This is a genomic window from Mesorhizobium sp. WSM4810, from assembly GCF_055811235.1.
On the sequence record NZ_JBVVQV010000007.1, the window covers coordinates 234771 to 256818 of the forward strand.

The 22048-nt window shown below is 60.0% G+C and carries 16 protein-coding genes, 1 tRNA gene and 4 pseudogenes; 10 read left to right on the forward strand and 11 right to left on the reverse strand.

Features of this window, described 5'->3' with window-relative positions:
* Positions 1–26 precede the first annotated feature (26 nt).
* Positions 27–2705: a pyruvate, phosphate dikinase gene (gene ppdK / locus AC0L3O_RS13715; protein WP_473615836.1), complete on the reverse strand. Its 2679-nt coding sequence runs from the start codon at positions 2703–2705 to the stop codon at positions 27–29.
* A 239-nt stretch (positions 2706–2944) separates the two neighbouring features.
* Here ppdK and AC0L3O_RS13720 point away from each other — a divergent pair.
* Positions 2945–3044 (forward strand): annotated as a pseudogene (locus AC0L3O_RS13720) (VOC family protein); the annotation flags it as partial.
* 169 nt (positions 3045–3213) lie between these two features.
* Positions 3214–3288, forward strand: a tRNA-Gln gene (locus AC0L3O_RS13725).
* Between the two features lie 62 nt (positions 3289–3350).
* Here AC0L3O_RS13725 and AC0L3O_RS13730 read toward each other — a convergent pair.
* Positions 3351–3500: pseudogene (locus AC0L3O_RS13730) on the reverse strand (SLC13 family permease); the annotation flags it as partial.
* Positions 3501–3522: 22 nt separating this feature from the next.
* Between AC0L3O_RS13730 and AC0L3O_RS13735 the strand changes: the two are divergent.
* Together AC0L3O_RS13735 and AC0L3O_RS13740 are read left to right on the forward strand one after the other, a co-directional pair.
* Positions 3523–3762 (forward strand): annotated as a pseudogene (locus tag AC0L3O_RS13735) (transposase); the annotation flags it as partial.
* Positions 3763–4031: 269 nt separating this feature from the next.
* A complete protein-coding gene (locus tag AC0L3O_RS13740) occupies positions 4032–4349 on the forward strand; it encodes a hypothetical protein (protein WP_306454934.1) in 318 nt (105 codons plus the stop codon).
* A 70-nt stretch (positions 4350–4419) separates the two neighbouring features.
* Here the strand turns inward: AC0L3O_RS13740 and AC0L3O_RS13745 are convergent, their stop codons facing one another.
* The 6 genes from AC0L3O_RS13745 to AC0L3O_RS13770 all read right to left on the reverse strand — a co-directional run bounded on the left by AC0L3O_RS13745 (position 4420) and on the right by AC0L3O_RS13770 (position 10618).
* Positions 4420–4983: a DUF995 domain-containing protein gene (locus AC0L3O_RS13745; protein WP_023797910.1), complete on the reverse strand. Its 564-nt coding sequence runs from the start codon at positions 4981–4983 to the stop codon at positions 4420–4422.
* Between the two features lie 132 nt (positions 4984–5115).
* Positions 5116–6060: a glycoside hydrolase family 26 protein gene (locus AC0L3O_RS13750; protein ID WP_128174330.1), complete on the reverse strand. Its 945-nt coding sequence runs from the start codon at positions 6058–6060 to the stop codon at positions 5116–5118.
* Positions 6061–6075: 15 nt separating this feature from the next.
* Positions 6076–6582, reverse strand: a complete 507-nt coding sequence (locus tag AC0L3O_RS13755; RefSeq protein WP_023797912.1) for a DUF995 domain-containing protein — start codon at positions 6580–6582, stop codon at positions 6076–6078.
* A 201-nt stretch (positions 6583–6783) separates the two neighbouring features.
* Positions 6784–8622 carry a glycosyltransferase family 2 protein gene (locus AC0L3O_RS13760; RefSeq protein ID WP_128174327.1) on the reverse strand — a complete coding sequence of 613 codons (1839 nt, stop codon included), beginning with the start codon at positions 8620–8622 and terminating at the stop codon, positions 6784–6786.
* Positions 8619–9605, reverse strand: a complete 987-nt coding sequence (galE, locus tag AC0L3O_RS13765; protein WP_023797915.1) for a UDP-glucose 4-epimerase GalE — start codon at positions 9603–9605, stop codon at positions 8619–8621. Before galE ends, AC0L3O_RS13760 begins: the two co-directional genes overlap by 4 nt.
* Positions 9605–10618 carry a UDP-glucuronic acid decarboxylase family protein gene (locus AC0L3O_RS13770; protein WP_287227633.1) on the reverse strand — a complete coding sequence of 338 codons (1014 nt, stop codon included), beginning with the start codon at positions 10616–10618 and terminating at the stop codon, positions 9605–9607. Before AC0L3O_RS13770 ends, galE begins: the two co-directional genes overlap by 1 nt.
* A gap of 575 nt (positions 10619–11193) precedes the next feature.
* Here AC0L3O_RS13770 and AC0L3O_RS13775 point away from each other — a divergent pair.
* A complete protein-coding gene (locus tag AC0L3O_RS13775; protein ID WP_023797917.1) occupies positions 11194–12336 on the forward strand; it encodes a helix-turn-helix domain-containing protein in 1143 nt (380 codons plus the stop codon).
* 19 nt (positions 12337–12355) lie between these two features.
* Here AC0L3O_RS13775 and AC0L3O_RS13780 read toward each other — a convergent pair whose 3' ends face one another.
* The gene (locus AC0L3O_RS13780; protein ID WP_473535123.1) at positions 12356–14128 is read right to left on the reverse strand and encodes an SLC13 family permease; all 1773 of its coding nucleotides are present in this window, start codon (positions 14126–14128) and stop codon (positions 12356–12358) included.
* A 279-nt stretch (positions 14129–14407) separates the two neighbouring features.
* Here AC0L3O_RS13780 and AC0L3O_RS13785 point away from each other — a divergent pair, with 279 nt between their 5' ends.
* Positions 14408–14977, forward strand: coding sequence for a peroxidase-related enzyme (locus AC0L3O_RS13785; RefSeq protein WP_128174323.1), 570 nt, complete (start codon positions 14408–14410; stop codon positions 14975–14977).
* Positions 14978–14979: 2 nt separating this feature from the next.
* Positions 14980–15370 (forward strand): annotated as a pseudogene (locus AC0L3O_RS13790) (rhodanese-like domain-containing protein).
* Positions 15371–15414: 44 nt separating this feature from the next.
* Here AC0L3O_RS13790 and AC0L3O_RS13795 read toward each other — a convergent pair.
* Together AC0L3O_RS13795 and AC0L3O_RS13800 are read right to left on the reverse strand one after the other, a co-directional pair.
* Positions 15415–15651, reverse strand: a complete 237-nt coding sequence (locus tag AC0L3O_RS13795; protein ID WP_023797920.1) for a hypothetical protein — start codon at positions 15649–15651, stop codon at positions 15415–15417.
* A gap of 111 nt (positions 15652–15762) precedes the next feature.
* Positions 15763–16695 (reverse strand): complex I NDUFA9 subunit family protein, encoded by a 933-nt coding sequence (locus AC0L3O_RS13800; protein ID WP_473615837.1) that lies wholly within the window; start codon positions 16693–16695, stop codon positions 15763–15765.
* A gap of 728 nt (positions 16696–17423) precedes the next feature.
* On the opposite strand from AC0L3O_RS13800, the gene leuA reads away from it, so the two are divergent.
* The 3 genes from leuA to AC0L3O_RS13815 all read left to right on the forward strand — a co-directional run bounded on the left by leuA (position 17424) and on the right by AC0L3O_RS13815 (position 21962).
* A complete protein-coding gene (gene leuA / locus AC0L3O_RS13805) occupies positions 17424–19100 on the forward strand; it encodes a 2-isopropylmalate synthase (RefSeq protein WP_023797923.1) in 1677 nt (558 codons plus the stop codon).
* Positions 19101–19282: 182 nt separating this feature from the next.
* Positions 19283–21055: a hypothetical protein gene (locus AC0L3O_RS13810; protein ID WP_473535125.1), complete on the forward strand. Its 1773-nt coding sequence runs from the start codon at positions 19283–19285 to the stop codon at positions 21053–21055.
* A 103-nt stretch (positions 21056–21158) separates the two neighbouring features.
* Positions 21159–21962, forward strand: coding sequence for an alpha/beta fold hydrolase (locus AC0L3O_RS13815; RefSeq protein ID WP_473615839.1), 804 nt, complete (start codon positions 21159–21161; stop codon positions 21960–21962).
* Positions 21963–22048: the final 86 nt, after the last annotated feature.

Here is a 22048-nt window from a genome sequence, read left to right on the forward strand (position 1 = left end):
CACGGCCATGGCCGATGCCGGCCCCCTTACCCGCGACCGGTCTTTGCAGCCTGCACCGCCGCCTGCGCGGCAGCCAGCCTGGCGATCGGCACGCGGTAGGGCGAGCACGACACGTAGTCGAGGCCGATTTCCTCGCAGAAATGGATCGACGCCGGATCGCCGCCATGTTCGCCGCAAATGCCGAGCTTGATGTCCGGCCGCGTTGCCCTGCCTTTTTCGGCCGCCATCCGCACCAGTTCGCCGACGCCCTCGATGTCGAGCGACACGAACGGATCCTGCTCGATGATGCCCTTCTGGCGATAGGTCTCCAGGAACGAGGCCGCATCGTCGCGTGAGATGCCAAAAGTGGTCTGGGTCAGATCGTTGGTGCCGAAAGAGAAGAATTCGGCCGCCTCGGCGATGACCTGGGCGCGGATCGCGGCGCGCGGCAGTTCGATCATCGTGCCGGTAAGATAGGTGATCTTGACGCCGGTTTCCTCCATCACGCTCCTGGCGACGGCATCGATCCGCAGCTTGACGTAGTCGAGCTCCTTCACCAGACCGACCAGCGGCACCATGATTTCCGGGACCACCAGCGCGCCGGCCTTCCTGCCGGCTTCGACGGCGGCCTCGAAAATGGCGCGCGCCTGCATCTCGGCGATTTCGGGATAGGAAACCGCAAGCCGGCAGCCGCGATGGCCAAGCATCGGGTTGAATTCGTGCAGGGCTTCGGTGCGCTGCCTGAGCTTGTCGGGCGGCACGTTCATGGCGGCGGCGACTTCGGCCACCTCTTCCTCGGTCTTGGGCAGGAATTCGTGCAGCGGCGGATCGAGCAAGCGGATCGTCACCGGCAGGCCGGCCATGATCTCGAACAATTCGAGGAAATCCGAGCGCTGCATGGGCAAGAGTTTTGCGAGCGCCGTTCGCCGGCCCTTTTCCGTGTCGGCCAGGATCATCTCGCGCATGGCAACGATGCGGTCGCCCTCGAAGAACATGTGCTCGGTGCGGCAAAGCCCGATGCCTTCGGCGCCGAAGGAACGCGCCATGCGCGCGTCGAGCGGCGTTTCGGCGTTGGTGCGCACCTTCATGCGGCGCACGGCATCGGCCCATTCCATGATGGCGGCGAAATCGCCCGAGAGCTCCGGCTGCAGCATTGGTACGGCGCCTTTCAGCACCTGGCCGTTGCCGCCGTCGATGGTGATGATATCGCCCTTGCGGAACGTCGATCCCATCGCCATCAGGGTGCCGGCTCTGTAGTCGACGCGCAGCGAGCCGGCGCCCGACACACAGGGCTTGCCCATGCCGCGCGCCACCACCGCCGCGTGGCTGGTCATGCCGCCACGCGTGGTCAGGATGCCTTCCGCCGCATGCATGCCGTGGATGTCCTCGGGACTGGTCTCGATGCGCACGAGAATCGCCTTGCGGCCTTGCGTCTTGAGCTCCTCGGCATCGTTGGAGGAAAAGACAATCTCGCCGGTGGCTGCCCCCGGAGATGCGGGCAGGCCGATGCCGATGACATCGCGTGCCGCCTTCGGATCGATGGTCGGGTGCAGCAACTGGTCGAGCGAGGCCGGATCGATGCGGGCGACGGCCTCCTCCTTTGAAATGAGCTTGTCGCGCGCCATCTCGACGGCGATTTTGAGCGCCGCCTTGGCGGTGCGCTTGCCGGACCTGGTCTGCAGCATCCACAATTTGCCGCGCTCGATGGTGAATTCGAGATCCTGCATGTCGCGGTAGTGCTTTTCCAGACGGTCGGAGATGGTGACGAAAGACTGAAACGCTTCCGGCATCAGCTTCTGCAGCGACGGCTTGTCGGAGCCGGCGGCAATGCGCGCCGCCTCGGTGATGTTTTGCGGCGTGCGGATGCCGGCGACGACATCCTCGCCCTGCGCATTCACCAGGAACTCGCCATAGAGCATCTTTTCGCCGGTCGACGGATTGCGGGTGAAGGCGACGCCGGTGGCCGAGGTCTCGCCCATATTGCCGAAGACCATGGCCTGGACGTTGACCGCGGTGCCCCAGCTTTCGGGAATGTCGTGCAGGCGCCGGTAGGTGATGGCGCGGTTGTTCATCCAGCTCGAAAACACGGCGCCGATCGCACCCCAGAGCTGCTCGTTCGGATCTTGCGGAAACGGTTTGCCGAGTTCCTCCTCGACCTTGGCCTTGTAGAGCGCGATCACGCCCTGCCATTCGATGGCGCTCAGTTCGGTATCGAGTTCATGGCCGAGGCCGCCCTTTTGGTCTTCGAGGATTTCCTCGAACACCTCATGGTCGAGGCCCATGACGACATCGGAATACATCTGGATGAAACGCCGGTAGCTGTCATAGGCAAAGCGCGCGTCGCCTGAATCGGCGGCCAGTGCCTCGACCGTCTCGTCGTTCAGGCCGAGATTGAGCACGGTGTCCATCATGCCGGGCATCGAAGCGCGGGCACCGGAACGCACCGACACCAAAAGCAGTTTTGAGGGATCGCCGAAACGGCGCCCGGTCAGCCGGCCGATGTGGTCAAGCGCGACCGCGACGTCCGCCTCCAGCGAAGCCGGGTAGGTGCGGCCGTTGGCGTAATAGGCGTTGCAGACCTCGGTGGTGATGGTGAAGCCCGGCGGCACCGGCAGCCCCAGGCTGCACATTTCGGCCAGATTGGCGCCCTTGCCGCCCAAAAGGTTCCTGTCGCCGGCACGGCCTTCCGCAGCGCCGTCGCCAAAGGTGTAGACCCATTTGGTCATGCTTGCTCTCCGGTTGCAGGAGATTGAAAAGATCAACGAAGCCGAAGTTCCGCCGTGTCCCTGCACGAGCGATATGATGCTGCAGTGCGAAAGGCAAGCCGTCGGCGGGCCAGCCGGCTTCTACAATCGATTAAGAAAAAGCGATGACAAAAAGACTTGCGGCTCGACGGCCAGTTTAGGAGGACAAAACAGGAACTAGCGATAGCGCCATGTGACTGACCGGAGAACTTGAAACGCTGGCCGTCGAAAATGCCGGCGGCACGACCCCAAGCCGATCTTCTCATTCCCGGCGGCAGGCGGTTCCATTTCTTCGATCCGGCCGGCAATGAAATGGCAGTTGGGGTGAATAGATGCCATCGCCCGACAGCAGATGATACGCGACGCCAATCTGCGGGAACCGGTGGATCAGTTCCGCGCACTTTCCGTTCTCGACACTTGCCATTCTCGCCATTGAGCTTTCCGTCGGCTCGTCCTATAAGGCCGCGCGCAGCGGGCATGTTCCGACTGCTGGGGCGTAGCCAAGTGGTAAGGCATCGGTTTTTGGTACCGACAATCCCAGGTTCGAATCCTGGCGCCCCAGCCAATCCGGAATTTTCCGAACTGTGGACCCGCGAAGGCCGCCAGGATTGATCCGTCCGCCGCATATCAGCTCATTGGCCAAACGATCATGAGCATCGGCACGGCAACAATGACGACGAGGAACGATAGCAGCAGTCCCAAATGTGGATAGTCGCTGAAACGGTAGCCGCCCGATCCCATGGCGAGCGTGTTGCACTGGTGGCCGGTCGGTGGCAGCCCTTTTCTCGAATCCAATGGGGCGCGGCGGGATGAGGCGCTGAGTGCCTCGAAGGCGAGTGGACGCTGGAGCGGCTCGGCTACCGCTCGAGTTTATTACGGCCGCACCCTTGTCACCCGCGTCGGCAAGCTTGAGCTGCGGATTCCGTAGGACCGGGTTGGCCGCTTCTCCACCGGGCTGTTCGAGCGTCGCCAGCGTTCGGAGCGGGCCTTGGTGGCCACGCTTGCGGGGTTGTATGTGCAAGGCGTGTCGACCAGCAAGCAGCTGGTCCAGCAGTTCCTCGATAGCCAAGCGATGATTCTTTCCTTTCCATCATCATGGCCTCGCGCACAGAATTCCTGCAGGCCCGCGCGATGACTGCCTGCAGGAGCTGTCGATGCCGGCACGCTCTCGCCGAAGCCAAGTCCAAGGCCGATCTCTCTGCATGGGGAATGCAACATTTTGTCTAAATTTATCAAGATAGTTCAAACCAGAACCTAAAGTCCTGTGGGTACAACGCACTCCAGAACAAAAACATTGGAGGCTAGCACATGACGTTTTCTACTGCGCATCGGAACCGTTTTAGAAGAGTGGCGATTGCAGCGATCGGGCTTGCTTTTTCCGTGGCTCTCGGCGCAAACGCGCGAGCAGGCGAATTGCGTAAGCCAGAGAGAGAGACACGGTCCGTCTACCTTGTCAAATATCGGGTTAACAACGATGTTCGCTACAACAAGAAACCCGCCGGCAAGGTCGTTAAAATATCAGCATCCCGGTACTTGAACAGCAACAGCTATGTCTGCACTCCGAGCGGCTTTGGTCAGAAAGCGCGTTGCTACACTCGAAGGGTCTCGAATCAGCCGGGCGTTTAATGTTGGACCTGGTTTTGACAGAAGCCGCCGCGCCTGAGCCTGAAGCCGCGGCGGCTCCGTTTTTGCGCGGTTATCGAGAATTCGCCTTAAGATGCGAAACTTCTTTGCTTACCCGATTACCTTTGACCAGTTTGCGCGCCTCATCGTCCCGGCGAGCGGGATTGTGACGAAAGACATACCATTTCCCACCCTTGAAAGGCTTCTGATAAACGACGCCATGTTTTTCACGGTGCAGGAAACATGTGATTGCACCGCTTCTGGCCAGACTCCCTTTCGCTACTTTGCTGGTCCAGAGAGCGCGCATGCAGAGCTTGCCCCCATTGGTCGCATACCAGTTTCCCTCCGCATAGGACCATGCTGCCCGTTTGCGCGACCAAGCGGCGAACGGCTTCCTATTTGCAGAGAACAGCCCGCGAGCAGTTGTCTCCGCAGAATAGAACCCACCGCCGTTTTGCCATTTCCAGGTGCGGCCGGCATAGAGCTTTTCAACCGCTGAGGCCTTCATCGGCGTCGCGGCAGCGGCGCGTTTTTCTATAGCGTCGCCCGCCGGTTGTTTGGGAGCGGCGTAGGCATTGCCTGCAAGCAAGAACACAAACAGCACCGCACTTGAGATAATCGAACGGATCGAAAACATTTTACTTCCTCTCCACCAAGGCAATTCCAGTAAGACTGCGTAAGAGTCCTGCGTTGGAACCGCATAGAAATAAAGGGATGGAGCGGTTCGGCCATCTGGTGAAAGCCGAACCACTCTGTCGAACGACTTGGATCAGTCCAGCGGATGGTTGGCCACGCGCCAATCGGGCCGGCCAACCTTTCTCGGCCATGGATAGACTTCAAGATCGTTGAAGTAGACAACGGCTGTCATGTCCGGGAACTCGGCATGCGGCTTGTTTGCTTCCGCGGCCCAGTCACGAGCATATTCGTCGTTACCTTCGTAGCCAAGCTCCGCAATGGCGATTGGTTTGCCGAAGCCCGTCACACGGTCATAACCCGGCTTTGTGCGCTCCACAAAAGTCGTATCACGACCGACCTCCAGCTTGTCATAGGGCTGATAGCCAAAGACGGACAGACCGATAATGTCGACATATTTGTCGCCAGGATAGAAGGCTTCCAGTCCTTCTTCTCCTTTCGGTGACCACATGTATTGGGCCGACGGAAGATGCTTGCGGCATATGTCGATGACATGCCTATAGGCGTTCACATAACCTTCAGCATTCCAGAAAGCCCAGGTGAATTGCCCGTCATTATCTTCCATTTCCTGCCCCCAGCGGATAGTGACGGGGCTTTTCAGCTGCGCCGCCGCAGAGCAGACCGCTGACATATTGGCATCGTAGCGCCCGCCCAAAATCCCGGCGAGCAAATCCTCGGGACCTACACGCCAGTCCCGCGCCCAGGACCACGGCTCGACTGTGATCAACAGGGAACGTCCACGCTCACGCGCATAGGCATCTGCGGCGCTGAGCGTTGCCAGATCCACATCTTCCCAGGGAAGAAAAAGGTGTTCGATTTTTGAGTTGGAATCGTTGGTATAATCCGCATGCGGATCGTAGGCGCCGGGGGTTACAGAGTCAGCCGTGATGATGGGACGCTTATCCCGAAACTGATTGCGGCTGTCGACACTCGCTCCCGACACGCCGCTGGCTGCATAAACACCACCGGAAATGCATAAGCCGCAAAGCAAGGCTGCTGATAGTTTAAAGAGACTTTTCAAGGACCCCTCCCTTTCTTACTGTTCAGATTGCTGTGCCGCACCAAGCGCGGCTTTGATGGCATCGAGTGGACGGGAAACCAGATCGGTGGACACTAGCTTGCTGGCCTCGTCGCCTTGGTGGACCTCGGCGTTACGGAACGCATACCACTCACCACCGGGCTCGCGCTTCTGATAGATCGTTCCATTGTCGATGCGATGCGAAAAGCAGGTCTTGGCGGGAAATACACCCTGTTCGGAATGCCATGTCGCGTTGAGACACATCCAACCTGTCTCGGTGATGATCCAGCGGCCTTCCGCCCAGGATTTGCCCGTCTCACCGTCAGTCCACGCCGAAAATTGCCGGTTCGCGCCCACCATTCGTCCGGCTCCGCTGTCCCACTGCCAGCTCTTGTCTCTATAGAGATCGTAGATTTCGCCTGCTGTCATGCGACGTGCCCCTTCCGGCAGAACGGAAACCTGTGAGGAAGAGGCAAAGGCCGGTGCAGCAATGCAGGACACTGCCCAAGCGACTGCTGTCAGCATCCGGAAACCTGACAGCAATAGAGCCCTTTCAGATTTAGAAACTGCCACCGGAACCTCCTGCCATCTCGAGATGAGCGGTGCCCGCCGTTTGTCCTCGATGGGCGTGTTCGATCGCATGAGGCAGTGCGGCCGGGCATGTGCCGCTGACCAAACCGACATAGCCTGTTCCAATGATTGCGATCTTCATGTGTTGATTGCCTTCTATCGCTGATTTGAATTGCTGGGAGTGCGCCAACGTGGATTGAAGATGGTCTTGTGAACAGCGCGACCACCGACGCCTGCCCCTGCAATTGAGAATCTGTCGTCGAACAGGGAAAAGCTTTTGGTTCCCCAGGCGAGCGCCTCAATGCCGTCGCGTCCACGCTCGACCGTGGCGAAGCTGGTAACCATCAAAAGGGCCATGAAACTGCTTGCCAGCGCGGGGCGATAGGCGCGGCTTTTCATCCGCACGTTATTCTCCCTGCCATGCTGCAGCAAGATGATGAAAATCAGCAGCAAGTAAAAGCAAGCATTGATGATGGCGAAGACGAAAAAGCCGCGCGTTTGATACGCATCCTGCACGAACACGACCGGCAGAATGGAGATCAGGACCACGAAGGCATACGGCGCCAGCACGCGAAACGGCAGTGGATCGACTTCGGACGTGCCTTTTGGCGTGACGCGAAAATCAACAAAGGATCCGGTCATCCAGTCACGGAACGCGGCAAAGGTTCCAGCCAGAACCCACGGCCAGCGTGCCAGCAAAAACAACATCGCTTCCCAACTGAAAATCTTGCCGTCGATAGGCCGAAATGTGCGACTCGACCGCCACCAGAATGCCAAAAGCAGGATCATAAGCGACTGCGGCATGAAATGGAGCAGAAACTCTGGGTAAGTGACGTTGACGAAATTATCGCCCTTGACCAGCACAATCACGGGCAACAGGAATGTCAGAGCAAGAAAGAAGGCGTATAGCGGGTACCAGAACTGCGAAAATAGGAATTGAACCTTCAAACGCAGCGGCAAGTGTCCGATCAGTTTTGGTGAGTATTGCAACAGGATCGTCACCAGGCTCCGCGACCACTGGAACTCCTGCGTTACAAGATCGGCAAACGTCCGTGGGCCGTCGCCATGGGCGATGGCATCAAGCGCGTGAGCCCCTCGCCAGCCATAGGCATTCATGAAGAGCGTTGTGGAATGATCCTCGGCGAGTTCTGGCCCCAGCCCGCCGATTTCCTTCAGTGCCGCAGTGCGCACCGCATAGTGCGATCCGATGCATACGGGCGCGAAGCCATTGTTGTATCCGGCTTGCAGTGACCCATGCATGCTCGCTTCGATGTAGAGGCGGCCACGCGCGGACCAGCTTTCATGTGCATTGCGATCGCAAATGCTGGGCGCGGAAACATAACCGATTGTCGGGTCGGCAAAAGGCCGCAACATGTTATATAGGTAGTCCGGTTCGGGAACATGATCGGCATCGAGCTGCGACACAAAATCATATTGGTCGTAGCCATAATGATCGTAGAAGAAAGCCAGGTTGCCTTCCTTGCAGCGTGTGCGGCGGGGCCAGGACTGGCGATGGTAATCGGCGCGATTTTTGCGGGTGGAAACGAATACGCCATGTTCGCGACACCATGCGAGCGTTGCGGGCGATGGATCCTCATCGGCCAGCCACGTGTCGTGAGGCACGTTCTGGGCTAACATGGCCCGCAAGGTTTCGGCCACCACCTCAAAAGGTTCTGATGGAGCCTTGGTGACCACCATGGCAACGCGACTGCCGGCGGAGATACGCAGCCGTCCGTGCGGCCGGCGTGCATTGAAGAAAATGGTGATGAAGTAGACTGGCAAAAGCGTTACCCACGCCAGAAGCGCCGTCACCAGAATTGAGCCGACCATGTTGGTGTGGGTGGCTCCGAAAACCCACCATTGCCAGAAGAATGCGACGGCCATCGCCCACAAAACCGCGCCCATAATGTACTCGACGCGCTTTCGGCCGGTGAAGACCGGCACCATCAGGGGTTCTTCCCTGTCAACGGACAGCGCGATGCGCGGCGTGCTCATGAGCGCACCTCGAGCCCGAAGAAGGGAGCCGCTGTGCGAATGATCGTATCGAGATCGGAATAGAGCGCCTGAAAGCCAAGTTTTTCGGCAGCGAGCGCCGGATCGGCATAAAGCACCGGAGGATCGCCCGCACGACGAGCGCGCATCTCGACCGGCACGTTACGACCTGTCAGCCGGCTGATCGCTTCGAGAATTTCCTTGATGGATGTACCACGCCCGCTGCCAAGATTGACGGCCAGATTGCCACCGCCGTTGATCAGATGTTCGAGCGCCAGCACATGCGCGCGCGCGAGATCCGCGACATGAATATAGTCGCGAATGCAGGTGCCGTCGGGCGTATCGTAATCCTGGCCATAGACTTCGAGAAAATCGATCCTGCCTGCAGCGGCCATCATGGCTCGCGGAATGAGATGTGTTTCTGGATCGTGGGTTTCGCCGATTTCCCCGTCGATATCCGCGCCGGACGCATTGAAATAACGCAGCGCCACGTAGCGCAGCGCATAGGCAGCCGAATAATCGGCAAGCATTTGCTCCGCGATGAGCTTCGTGCGTCCATAAGGATTGATCGGGCGCTGGCTCTCGCCTTCGCGAATCGGCAAGCGATCCGGAATGCCGTAGGTGGCGCAGCTTGACGAGAAGATGATATTGCGCGTTCCGCTTCTCTGGCAGGCGTCCAGCAGCGATTGGGTCCCGTTGACGTTGTTCTGATAATATTTTGCCGGTTTCTCTACGGATTCGCCGACATAGGCCGATGCAGCAAAATGGATCACCCCGATAGGGCGATACTCATCCATGACGTGGGTCAACCGCTCCGAATCAAGGATGTTGCCTTCAACGAAGGCGCCCCATCGGACGGCTGACCGGTGACCCGTGGATAGATTGTCGTAGACAATCGGATCATAACTCTGCCTGGCCAAAAGCTTGGCTGTATGGCTGCCGATAAAGCCGGCCCCACCAACGACAAGTACGTTCTTGCCGGACATCAGGCGGCCTCCGCCAGCTTTCCGGAGGGCTTCCTCAACTGCCGTTCGAAATAAGCGATCGTTGACTTCAGCCCATCGGCCAACGCCACGGTCGGCTCCCATCCAAGTTCTCTCCGGGCCACTGTGATGTCGGGCCGACGCTGGCGCGGATCGTCCACGGGCAACGGGTGATAGACGACTTTGGAGCTCGAGCCGGTCATTCCCACGATCTGCTCGGCCAACTCACCGACTGTAAATTCGCCGGGATTGCCGATGTTGACAGGCGTATGGATCGCCTGAGGGCTGTACATGAGCCGGTAGAAGCCTTCGATCAGATCGTCCACGTAACAGAAGGAACGGGTCTGCGACCCGTCGCCGTAAACGGTGATGTCTTCGCCCTTGAGCGCCTGCACGATGAAGTTGGAAACGACCCGGCCGTCATCCGGGCGCATGCGCGGACCATAGGTGTTGAAGATGCGCACGATACGGATGTCGACGCCGTATTGCTGATGAAAATCGTAGAACAGAGTCTCGGCAGAGCGCTTTCCTTCGTCATAACAAGAGCGCGGACCGAAGGAATTGACATTGCCCCAATAGCTTTCGGGCTGCGGATGCACATGGGGATCGCCGTAGACTTCCGAGGTGGAAGCCTGGAAAATCCGCGCCTGGTAATGTGCTGCCAGTTCCAGAAGATTGAGCGACCCGATCACGTTCGTCTTCAACGTATGGACCGGGTCGGCCTGATAGTGCGGCGGTGAAGCCGGGCAGGCGAGATTGTAGATCTCGTTGACCGGCAGATCGAGCCGTTCCACGATATCGTGGCGCACAAAGCTGAACGTGTCGTAGTTCAGGAGGTGGCGCAAATTCTCGAGCCGCCCCGTGGAAAAATTGTCTACGCAGATAACAGAATGGCCGTCTTGCAAAAGACGTTCGCACAGATGTGATCCGAGAAAGCCGGCCCCGCCCGCGACAAGTACCCTCCGTTGCGATGAAAGAGCAGAGTTCAAATTTGTAGGATGAAATGCTATACTCACTGGAACACCTCATTCGTTAACCATCAGCGCTAGAATGAAGACATGTAGGTGTCTAGAATGCACTGAGACTTCAGGTTTTCTTTCTCGAGTGAATTTGATGATGTCCAATACCTCCCCGGTTCGTACGTTGCGATATCAGGGAATCCGGAAACTTTTCACATCGTCCATTTTTGCAGCTGACCGCCGCAGACATTTGTTTTTTGAGGGAGACGGTGGGCTTCAGGCGATTCTATTGCCTGTGCCGAGATCGGTGCTGCCAAAGGCCTTTATCTCGAAGCGAGCCAAGAAACCCATTCATGGTCGGTTCAGGATCGATCCGCTAACGGCTAAGCTTTGTTGACTTGGTGCGCGATATAATTAACTACTTTACAACCAGGGATCCTTAAATATAGCCAATGATTTTGTTTCTTATAAACGATACACTTCGAAGATGACGACGCATGTCGTTCTTCCATACAAGTTGGCAGGGTCGGAATGTTGTCTATGCGGTCGGTCAGTTCCTCCCCATGGCGATGACGTGGCATATCTCCTGAAGCAGCGCGACGTCGCGGACTTCCGGGTCGTGGCTGGAGGCAATGATGTCGGATAAGACGGTCCCACCTAACGACAGGGAGCCGACATCTGTCGAACGTCGCCGCTGGCCGCGCATGTCGCAGGATCCACTCGGTGAGGATGAGGTGGAGAAGGCCGTCCTGACGTCGTTACGCTTTGAGACGGAAATCCTTCCACCAGTCCAGCAGTTTGCTGCCTGGCGGGAGCATATGGCGATATTGATGGATTCGCGTCTGCCGAACAATGTGAATCCCGAGGATGGATTTGTCGTCCAGCAGGCGGTGTGGAATCTGGGCGGCATGCTTTTGTTGCAACAAACGGTTCCGGCCTTCAGTTACGAACGCTCGCCAGACGCGGTGCGGTTCAGTCCAATTGACCATTGGCAGATCACCGTTCTCCGCGCCGGTCGCACCTGGACCGGAGTTGACGGACGTGTCGCGCAAAATGAACCGGGCATGATTGAAATCCGGTCGCTCGGGCATCCGTTTAGCGGGCGGGCGCTGGCAACGGAGTCGATCAGCCTGATCGTTCCCGTCGATCTGTTTGCCGATGGAGGTAGCTTGCCGGCGGCGAGCAACAACGTCGTTTTGGGTGGACACCGGGCCAAACTGCTGATCGATCTTGTGTCAAGCGTTGAAGCCAATCTCGATCGCTTCACGCAAGACGACCTTCCTAGAATCAAGGACCGTTTGCGGAAAATGGTATTCGACGCGGTTACACCTTTGGTGGATCGTGATGACGGCAACGATCAGATCTCACAAATCGGATTGATGACGCGGGCGAGACGCTTCATTTCGAGCAATCTTGCCTCGCCCGACCTGACACCGGATGCTCTCGCCCGGGAACTGGCGACCTCGAGGACACGGCTCTATGAGCTTTTCGAAACGTCCGGCGGCGTTGCGAATTACATTCGTCGACGACGTCTGTCCGCAGCTCATGCAATGTTAGCGGATCCTTCCGACACCCGAAAGGTCGCCGAAGTTGGTCTAGCAGTCGGCTTTGATTCAGCGGCGAATTTCAGTCGAGCTTTCACGCAGCAGTTCGGGTATAGCCCGAGCAACATACGCAAGCAGTCGTCCGACGACTACATGTACACGGATAGGCAAACAGGTAAGAAACCAAAGGTCACATTCGAAAGCCTGCTGCAAACGCTCGGCCTCTTTTGAGGATGGCGAGGAGCATATATTAGTTCATTGGCCAAACGATCATGAGCATCGGCACGGCAACAATGACGACGAGGAACGATAGCGGCAGTCCCAGGCGCGGATAGTCGCTGAAACGGTAGCCGCCCGGCCCCATGACGAGCGTGTTGCACTGGTGGCCGATCGGGGTGAGAAAATCGCAGCCGGCGCCAATGGCGACTGCCATCAGAAATGCTTCCGGCCTGTAGCCGAGATCGCCGGCAAACGCGGCGGCGATCGGCGCCATGACCAGAACGGTGGCGGCATTGTTGAGGAATGGCGTAACGGCCATCGCGGCGACAAGGATGAGCATCAATGCGCCGGGCGCCGGAAGAATGGTCCCCAGTTTGGCAAGCTCGCCGGCAATGACGCCGGTCGCCCCTGTACTGCGTAGCGAATCGCTCACCGGAATGAGAACGGCGAGCATGACGAGGATTGGCCCATCCAGCGATTGGTAGACGTCTCGGACCGGGATGACCTTGAAAAGCACCATCCCGACCGCGGCCGCAAAGAAAGCGACGGAGACCGGGAGCAGCCCGAACGCAGTCGCCATCATGGCGAGAGCAAGGATGGTTACCGGCACAACACCTTTGCGGACGCTGCCAAGCAGGATAGCCCTTTCTGCCAGCGGCAGGCAGCCGAGTTCACGCAGTATCTCGGGTATCGTCGCGGCATTGCCCTGCAGCACGATGACGTCGCCCAGCCTTAGCTGGATTTCGGCCAGCCTGCGGTCGGGGCGCTCGCCGTGACGGCTGACAGCCAGGAGGTTGACATTGAAGCGGTGATAGAGGGCAAGGCGCTGGGCTGTCCAGCCGATCAACGGGGAGTTTTCACCGATGACGGCTTCGATAGCGACCAGCTCGCCGGTCGTGTCATCCCCGCTGGCCCGGCTGCCCGTAACGCTGAGTTTGCCCTGCGAGACAAGGCGATCCAGCGCCCCTGGGTCGCCCTCGAGCAGCAGAATGTCGTTCATCTTGAGGACAACGTCGGGCAGTGGCGTCATCCGCATGGTCCGGTTGCGCAGGATCGATGTCACGATAGCATCGCCGCCGGAAAGCTTCATGAGGTCTGCGACGGTTTTGCCGAGCACAGTGGAATCGCGGACAATCCGGGCCTCTGTCAGGTAATTCTTGATATCGATGGCTTCATTCACCGACCCGCCCAGCTTTTCGCGCACCGGCAGCAGCCAATAGAAAAACACCAGAAAGATCGTTCCGGCGGCGGCCAGGGCAGCTCCAACAGGTGTAAAATCGAACATTGTGAAGGCGGTGCCGGTCAGTTCCTCCCGCACCCGCGACACAACGACGTTGGGAGATGTCCCCACCTGCGTCATGAGTCCGCCGAGCAGCGACCCGAACGCCATAGGCATCAGGAATATCGACGGTGAAACGCTCGACCGGCGCGCGAACTGGAAGGCTATCGGGATCATGATCGCGAGCGCACCGATGTTCTTTACGAAGGCAGACAGGATCGTGACCACGATGACCAGCAGCGCCAGTTGCGAGCGAACGCCCGACAGGTTCGGAGCGAACCGCCTGATGGCGACTTCCATGATGCCCGAGCGTGCGATGCCTGCGCTCACCAGCAGGGCACTGCCGACAATGATCACGATATCGTCGCTGAACCCGCTGAAGGCCTCGTCAAAAGGCACGATGCCAACCGCGAGTGCGGACAACAGTGCCGCGGCTGCAACCAGATCATATCGATACCGACCCCATACGAGCGCCGCCATCATTATGAAGATAACGGCGAACGACAGGATTTGCGGCGTAGTCATGTCTTCGGATACCCCGCCGCTTGTGCGGCTGATCAGAACGGCCAAACCGCCCTTTTGTTGCTTTCGCTGGTCACGGTTTTGCTACCACGGTTCCGTGCCTGCCAATAAGCCCGTGTCGAGCAATGTTCCTGACTTTCGCAGCCATGGTCCTGGGGCGGCGCCTTTCAACCTGGCCGGCGCGCGGCCGTTCCGACTTCAGCCCTTCCATGAGGCTCGCAGAAAAGCCTTCGACGGCCTAAAGCTGGTCGCATTGACGGCCGTGCAAGGGAGAGAACACAGATGACCGCGCCCGCCATAAGCCGCTTCCCGGTTCCCGAGATCGCCGGCCTTCCCGACGACATCCGCGAACGGATACTCGCCGTGCAGGAGAAGTCGGGCTTCGTGCCCAACGTCTTCCTCGTGCTTGCGCATCGGCCGGACGAGTTCCGCGCCTTCTTCGCCTATCACGACGCGCTGATGGACAAACCCGGCCCGATCACCAAGGCCGAGCGGGAGATGATCGTCGTGGCCACGAGCAATGCCAATCAGTGCCAGTACTGCGTGGTCGCCCATGGTGCGATCCTGCGCATTCGCGCAAAGAACCCGCTGATCGCCGATCAGGTGGCCACCAACTACCGCAAGGCCGACATCACCCCGCGCCAGATGGCGATGCTCGATTTCGCCATGAAGGTTTCCGCGCGCGCCTACGAGGTCGGCGACGCGGACATCGCGGACCTCAAGATGCATGGCTTCACCGACGAGGACGCCTGGGACATCGCGGCCATCGCCGCCTTCTTCGCCATGTCAAACCGGCTGGCCAACGTCACCAGCATGCGGCCGAACGACGAGTTCTACGCGATGGGGCGCTGACCATGCCGAAGGGATACAAGGACCTGCTGGCCGACGCCGATGCGGTCGTCCGCTCGGTCGAGGCAGCGGACATGGCGACCATTCCCGACGGCGTTGTCATGGTCGACATCCGGGATCCGCGGGAACTGGAGCGCGAGGGCATGATCGCCGGCGCGTTCCATGCGCCGCGCGGCATGCTCGAATTCTGGGATCGACCCGGAAAGCCCCTACCACAAGCCGATATTCGCCGAGCCCAGGACCTTTGTGTTTTACTGCGCGTCCGGCTGGCGCTCGCTGCTCGCCGCCAAGGTCGCGCAGGAGATGGGACTTGACGCGCGCAGCCTGCGCGGCGGCTTCTCGGAGTGGAAGAAGCGCGGCAATATCGTCGCCGAGAAACCGAGGAAGGACAGCTAGGCTCGACGACCGGCACCGTCGCTTGCCACTGGGAATGCGGGCGATCAAGGCGCGCGATCGGTCAGCGCGCTTGCACCTTCCTCCGCGGCGCAATGTGCGCAGCAGTAGATGATGTCATCTTGTTCGACACCATGTCCGATGATCCGGCACCCGCAATGCGGGCAGAGCGGCGCAAGTTTCTGGATCGCGCATTCGAAGCTGTCGAACGTATAGCTTTCCTCAGCCAGCGTCACTTCGAAAGCCTTGTCATAGTCATTTCCGCATTGATCGCATCTGGCCATGGTTCTTTTCCTTCTTCTTCATTGGTTCAAACTCGACCAACCCGCCGCATGGCGATAGGTTCCCGGCAGGATCGTAGAGTCCTGCCAAGCAGGAGACGAGCCCGAGCAGCCTCACGCGCGCCGTTCGATCAAGCGGATCACCTCCTCGATATCGCGCGGCGCGATGTCGAGTTCCTTCAGGCCCGGCGCGCCGATTGCGGCCACATTGTCGTGCCGCATAAGATCGACCTGGTTGTGCGTAATCGGCGCTCCCGGAAGGAGCTCCGCGACGCCGGCCAAGGCGTCCCACGCCGCAAACGGCACCGGCATCAGCCTGATGTGGGTATCGAGCTGTCGGGCGATCTCCCGCAGCAGTTCCTTATAGGTGTAGATGCGCGGGCCGCCGAATTCGAATATCGATGAGCCCTTGTGGTTTCGCCCGCCGATCAGCCGGCTGACTGCGTCTGCGACGTCTTCCACATAGACCGGCTGAAGCCGTGTGCCACCATCGCCGAACAGCGGATAAACCGGCAGGAGACGTATCAGCCTGACAATCGTCGTGAGGAAAACGTCGTCAGGTCCCGTCATGACGGCGGGACGCACAATGATGGCGCCGGGAAATGCGCCCGCCACCGCCTCTTCTCCGCGCCCACGTGCCCTGATGTAGTTCGAATCCGATTGAGGATCGGAGCCGATCCCCGAAATCTGGACGAACCGGTCGACCTCGCCAGCGCGCGACGCGGCGGCAAGTTCAGCTGCGGCTTCCACATGCACGCGCTCAAACGTCTGGGCGCCCTGCTCGACGTAGAGACTGACGGCGTTCACGATCGCTTGTGATCCGTCAATGGCCGTCCCGATCGAGGACGCATCCAATATGTCCGCCTCGACGGCTTCGGGCGGCCTTGCCGTCGAGGAAAAAACCTGGCCCACACGAGCCGGGTGGCGGGATGCGGCGCGGACCGTGAAACCCCTTTCCAGGAGCCGCTTCACGATCCGGCGCCCGAGAAAACCTGTCCCGCCGAACACAGTGACGATCCGTTCTGTATTGAGATCGTCAGGATCCATTTGCCTCGCCATCCCTTGGCTTTGCGTGCCCGCCGAGCGCCTGCCGCAAGGATCGCCTCTGGCCGGCGTATAACCCAGCCCCTTCGAACATCGGGACGGTTGGAGAACAACGCAGGAACGTTTTTTGTTCCAGTCGGCGCCAGGTTCGATCGAGAGACGGCCGATGTTGCTGTGGACGGCGAGTGTTCGACGCCGGGTTGCCATGCTGTCCGTTTTATCCCCAGCCTCCATGCGCTGGTGATAAAATCGGACAACTCACGTGCTACCTAATCCGGACAACTCATCTGCTTACGACACTGTCGTTCGGCCCCACTTGCCTCGCTTTGGCTGCTCCTGTATGAAAACCGCCATGACCAACCGCGCCACCTCCGTCGCTTCCCGTCAGACCGGCTTTGCTGGCGAGACCGTGCGCGCGCTTGCTTCCGCTCTGCTGCTGCTCGGCCTTATCGGCGATCGCCGGGTTCGCTGAAGGAGCGCCCGGCGGTCGAACCGCCGCTCACGCGCATGCTCCTTGGCCAGTCTCAAAATTGGCAAGTCACATCTAGCGAATGAACATCTGGTAAAGGCGCCGCTCGGCACCAAATCCGCCTGAAGGCGGATCCCGCGAGCCGCCGGGAGAGACGACAATGAACGCACGAGAAGAGATCCGCTCAGACAGCGGGGAGATGGGCCAGGATGCCCGGGCCATGCCGGGGGCAGCCCGGGGCATGCCGGAGGCAGCCCGGGGCATGCCGGAGGCAGCCCGCAAATACCAACCCTACCCGACCGTCGGTCTCACCGACCGCGTGTGGCCTTCGAAAGTCATCGACAAGGCCCCGATCTGGTGCTCGGTCGACCTGCGCGACGGCAACCAGGCGCTGATCGATCCGATGGGCCACGAGCGCAAGGCGCGCATGTTCGCCCTGCTCCTCGACATGGGCTTCAAGGAGATCGAGATCGGTTTCCCGTCGGCCTCGCAGACCGACTTCGATTTCGCCCGCTGGTGCATCGAAGAGGGCAATGTATCAGACGATGTCTCGCTGCAGGTGCTGGTGCAGTGCCGGCCGGAACTGATCACCCGCACTTTCGAGGCGCTGCAGGGCGCCACCAACCCGATCGTGCATTTCTACAATTCGACCAGCGAACTGCAGCGCCGCGTCGTCTTCGAGAAGGACGTCGCCGGCATCAGGCGGATCGCCACCGATGCGGCCAAGATGATCACCGACATGGCAGCGAAGGCCGGCGGCTTCTATCGTTTCGAATATTCGCCGGAGAGCTTTACCGGCACCGAGCTCGAAGTGGCGCTGGAAATCTGCAACGCCGTCACCGAAATCATGAAGCCGACGCCGGAAAACAAGCTGATCATCAACCTGCCGTCCACGGTCGAGATGTCGACACCCAACATCTATGCCGATCGCATCGAATGGATGTGCCGCAATCTCGACAACCGCGAGAACCTGCTCATTTCGCTGCATCCGCACAATGACCGCGGCACCGGGATCGCCACCACCGAACTCGGCCTGATGGCGGGCGCGGACCGCGTCGAAGGCACGCTGTTCGGCAATGGCGAGCGCACCGGCAATGTCGACATCGTCACGCTGGCGCTCAACATGTACACGCAAGGCGTCGATCCCGAGCTCGACTGCTCCGACATCAACCGGATGAAGGACGTCTACGAATATTCGAACCAGTTGAAGATCCCCGAGCGCCATCCCTATGTCGGCGAGCTCGTCTACACCGCCTTTTCCGGCTCGCATCAGGATGCCATCAACAAGGGCATGAAGGCGTTGCGCAAGGCCAACACGCCGTACTGGGAAGTGCCCTATCTGCCGATCGACCCGGCCGATGTCGGGCGCAACTACGAGGCGATCATCCGCATCAACTCGCAGTCCGGCAAGGGCGGCATCGCCTATGTGCTGCAGGCGGACTACGGCCTCAATCTGCCGCGCAACCTGCAGATCGAGTTCAGTCAAGCGATCCAGGCGATCACCGACGCCGAAGGCAAGGAGGTGCCGGCCAAGCGCATCTACGAGCGCTTTCTCGAAACCTACGTCGATCAGCCCGACGCGCGGCTGAAATTCCTCGACCACCACACTTATCCCGACATCGAGATCAAGGGGCGGCGAGCGGTGGAGGCGATCATCCTCGACAGCGGCAAGGAGGTGACGATATCAGGCTCCGGAACCGGTCCGATCGACGGCTTTGTCGACGCGCTGTCGCGCCATGTCGGCGTGCCGATGTCGGTGCTCGACTATTCGGAGCACTCCATGCAGCGCGGCTCGAATGCCTCGGCCATCTCCTATGTCGAGATGGAGCATCCCGGCGGCAAGCTGTTCGGCGCCGGCATCAACACCAATATCGTGGCCGCTTCGCTGGAAGCCGTGGTTTCCGCCGCCAATCGCATCGTCGGCGGAAAGGCCGACTAGAGGAGCTGAGCTGGAGCAAGATGACCCCGGATGGTATCATCCTGCTCCAGTCTTTCGCGCCATTAACCACCGGAATATTATCCGGTGGGGTACGCGATCGCATAATGGATGCATGCTTGTATGGCAGTGCAGGCGCTATATGATTGCGTCTTAACCTGTGCCGACTTCGAGAGGATCGACACTTGCAGCATGCCACGCCTGCCGCCCCCGCAGTGCGCGAGACGCTGGAGCGATTGCTAGCCAGCGAAACGTTCGGGAGATCCGAACGAGCGCGTAAGCTGCTTCGCTATCTGGTCGAGCGCGAGCAGGCAGGCGAAGCCGACAAGCTCAAGGGCTTTTCCATCGCGATGGATGTTTTCGGCAAGGACGGCGATTTCGATCCGTCGACCGACGCCGTGGTGCGGGTGCAGGCGGGCAGGCTGCGCGAGCTTCTGCAGCATTACTTTGCCAATGAGGGTGTTGCCGAGCCGATCCGCATTGCCATTCCGCGTGGCGGCTATGTTCCATCCTATGAACTCAACGCGATCCGCCTGCCGGTCGAGCCGGCGTCGGCGGAACACGTCGAAGCGGCGGCCACCTTGCCGGAATCGCCCGAAGAACCCGTCATGGCCGCACCTGCCGCATCGTCCCCCGTCGTTCGCCAGCCGGCACCCTCGGTGCTGCGTCATCTCCAGTTCTTCTGGCTGGCGATCGCTCTGGTCATCGCCATGCTGGGGGTGCTGATCCTTCGTCAGGGGGGCAGCGCATTGCTGGCCGGAAGCGATGCCGCGCCGACGATTGAAAATGCGGTGGCAACCGGCAGCATTGCGCCATGGGCTCCGGTTGAAAGCCTTCCGCTCGTCTACATTGCGGTGAAAACCAACAGTGCCGAGGCTGCCCGAGTCGCCGCATCGCTGCGCGCCGGCCTCAGCCGCTTCGACACGGTCACCTTCATCGGTCGCGATGCTGACGGCCCGCCCGATCCGGTCGCCGATGCGATCAGCTTCGTGTTCGATGTCTTGCCGGGGCCAACGGCAGGCGATGTCACGCTGGAGCTTCAAAGCGTGGCGACCGGGCGGGTCCTGCTGTCACGCAACTTGACTGCCGCCGACAGCACACCCTCCACCGTCGAGGACAGTGTCGCCGGCATTTTGAGTTCGGCCGTTCCCGCCTCGGGCGCGATCTACAACTATATCGAACAGAGCGGCCTTCAGACCGGCCTGACGGAATGTCTGCTGCTCAACGACAAATACTATCTCGACCAGGGCGCCAAAACCCATGAGGCTGCCTATCGCTGCCTCGAAATCCTGGTCGATCGGGATGCGAAATCGTCGCTCGTCTTTTCGGAGCTGGCGACCCTGCATCTCGAGGCGGGCACAGATCACTACGCCTATCCAGCCGGCGCAACGATCGAACAGGCGATGTCGCTGGCGCGTCGCGCCGTGCAGATGGGGCCGACCAGCCCCTATGCCCACCGTGCCTATGGCTATCTCAATTCCCGCCTCGGCAATTCGGAGGAATCGATCCGCTGGATGCGCAAGGCCTACGAACTCAACCCTTACGACCTCAGCATGGCGGCAGCTTATGCCTACGGGCTGATTTTCGCCGGCAGGTACGGGGAGGGAACACCGATCCTTGCTCACGCCGCCGAAACCTCCAGCGCCCATCCGACCTGGTGGGATTACGGGCTTTTCGTCGGCCAGTTCATGGCTGGCGATATGAACAAGGCCGCACTTGCTAGCGATGCGTTGCAAGCGACGCCGACGAAATCGCACTATCTGGCTGCGCGGCTGATCACTGCCAAGGTCGCCGGCCGCGATCAACTGGCGCACGAACTTCTGGACGAGTTGACTGTCAAGTTCCCGAAATTCGCCGCCGATCCGCGCGCGACTTTTGTCGAGCGGAGATACCCCGCAGATCTGACCGAGCGGCTGGTCGAGGCTTTGCGTGCGGCCGGGCTCGGCAATGCCAGCTAGTCCTTGCGACCAGAACGGCCGATCGCGAAAACTTACTGGCCATCGAACCTGGTAAAAGACGCAATCCCGCAACATCCGAATTCGCGTAAAACCATAGAATTTCATGATTTCATCGCTTTACGCTACCGAACGGGGCGCCGGCCCGAAGACGGTTGTATTTCTGCATGGCTTCGGCGGTTGCCACGGCGACTGGCACGAGGTGATTTCGACACTGGCACCTGGTTCACGGACACTGGCCTATGATCTTCCGGGCCATGGGCTGTCCCTCGATTTCCCGGGTGGCGGCCCGGCCAGGACAGCCGCCCAGGCTGTTCTGGCAGACCTCGCCGCACGCAGAATCAGGAGGGTGCATCTCGTCGGCCATTCGATGGGCGGGGCGGCGGCTGTGCTGATGGCACTGGCCGAACCCGCAAGAATAGCCTCGCTGACGCTTCTGGCGCCGGGCGGGTTTGGCACTGAGATCAATGGCCCGCTGTTGCGCCGTTACGCAGCGGCAGCCGGCAAAAGTGAAATTCGCGCCTGCCTCGCCGCCATGTCCGGACCGCAAAGCCCGCCCTCGGAGCGCATCGTGGATGTGCTTGGCGCAATGCGCGCGCGTCCCGGCCAGTTGCACAAACTTGTCGAGATCGCAGCCGCCATGACCAGGGACGATCGGCAGGGCGTCATCCCGCACGAACGGCTCGAAACACTGGATATGCCGGTGATTGTGGTCTGGGGGACCGATGACGCGGTGCTGCCCTTCAGCCAGGCCGATGGTCTGCCGGCGCATTTCCACCTGCACCACGTGTCGAAGGCCGGCCATATGCTGGTCGAGGAAGCGCCCGTCCTGATCGCCGAGATCGTCCGCCACAACATGAAACGCCGCAGCAGGCCGCTTCGTCCAAACTCCGCTCCCGCAGCGGGCTGATCCCTGTCAAAGCGCGGCTTCGGGCCGGATTTTGCAAGCCGCCTATCGATCTCGCAAGCGCATTTTGCTGCATTTTGCCAACGACT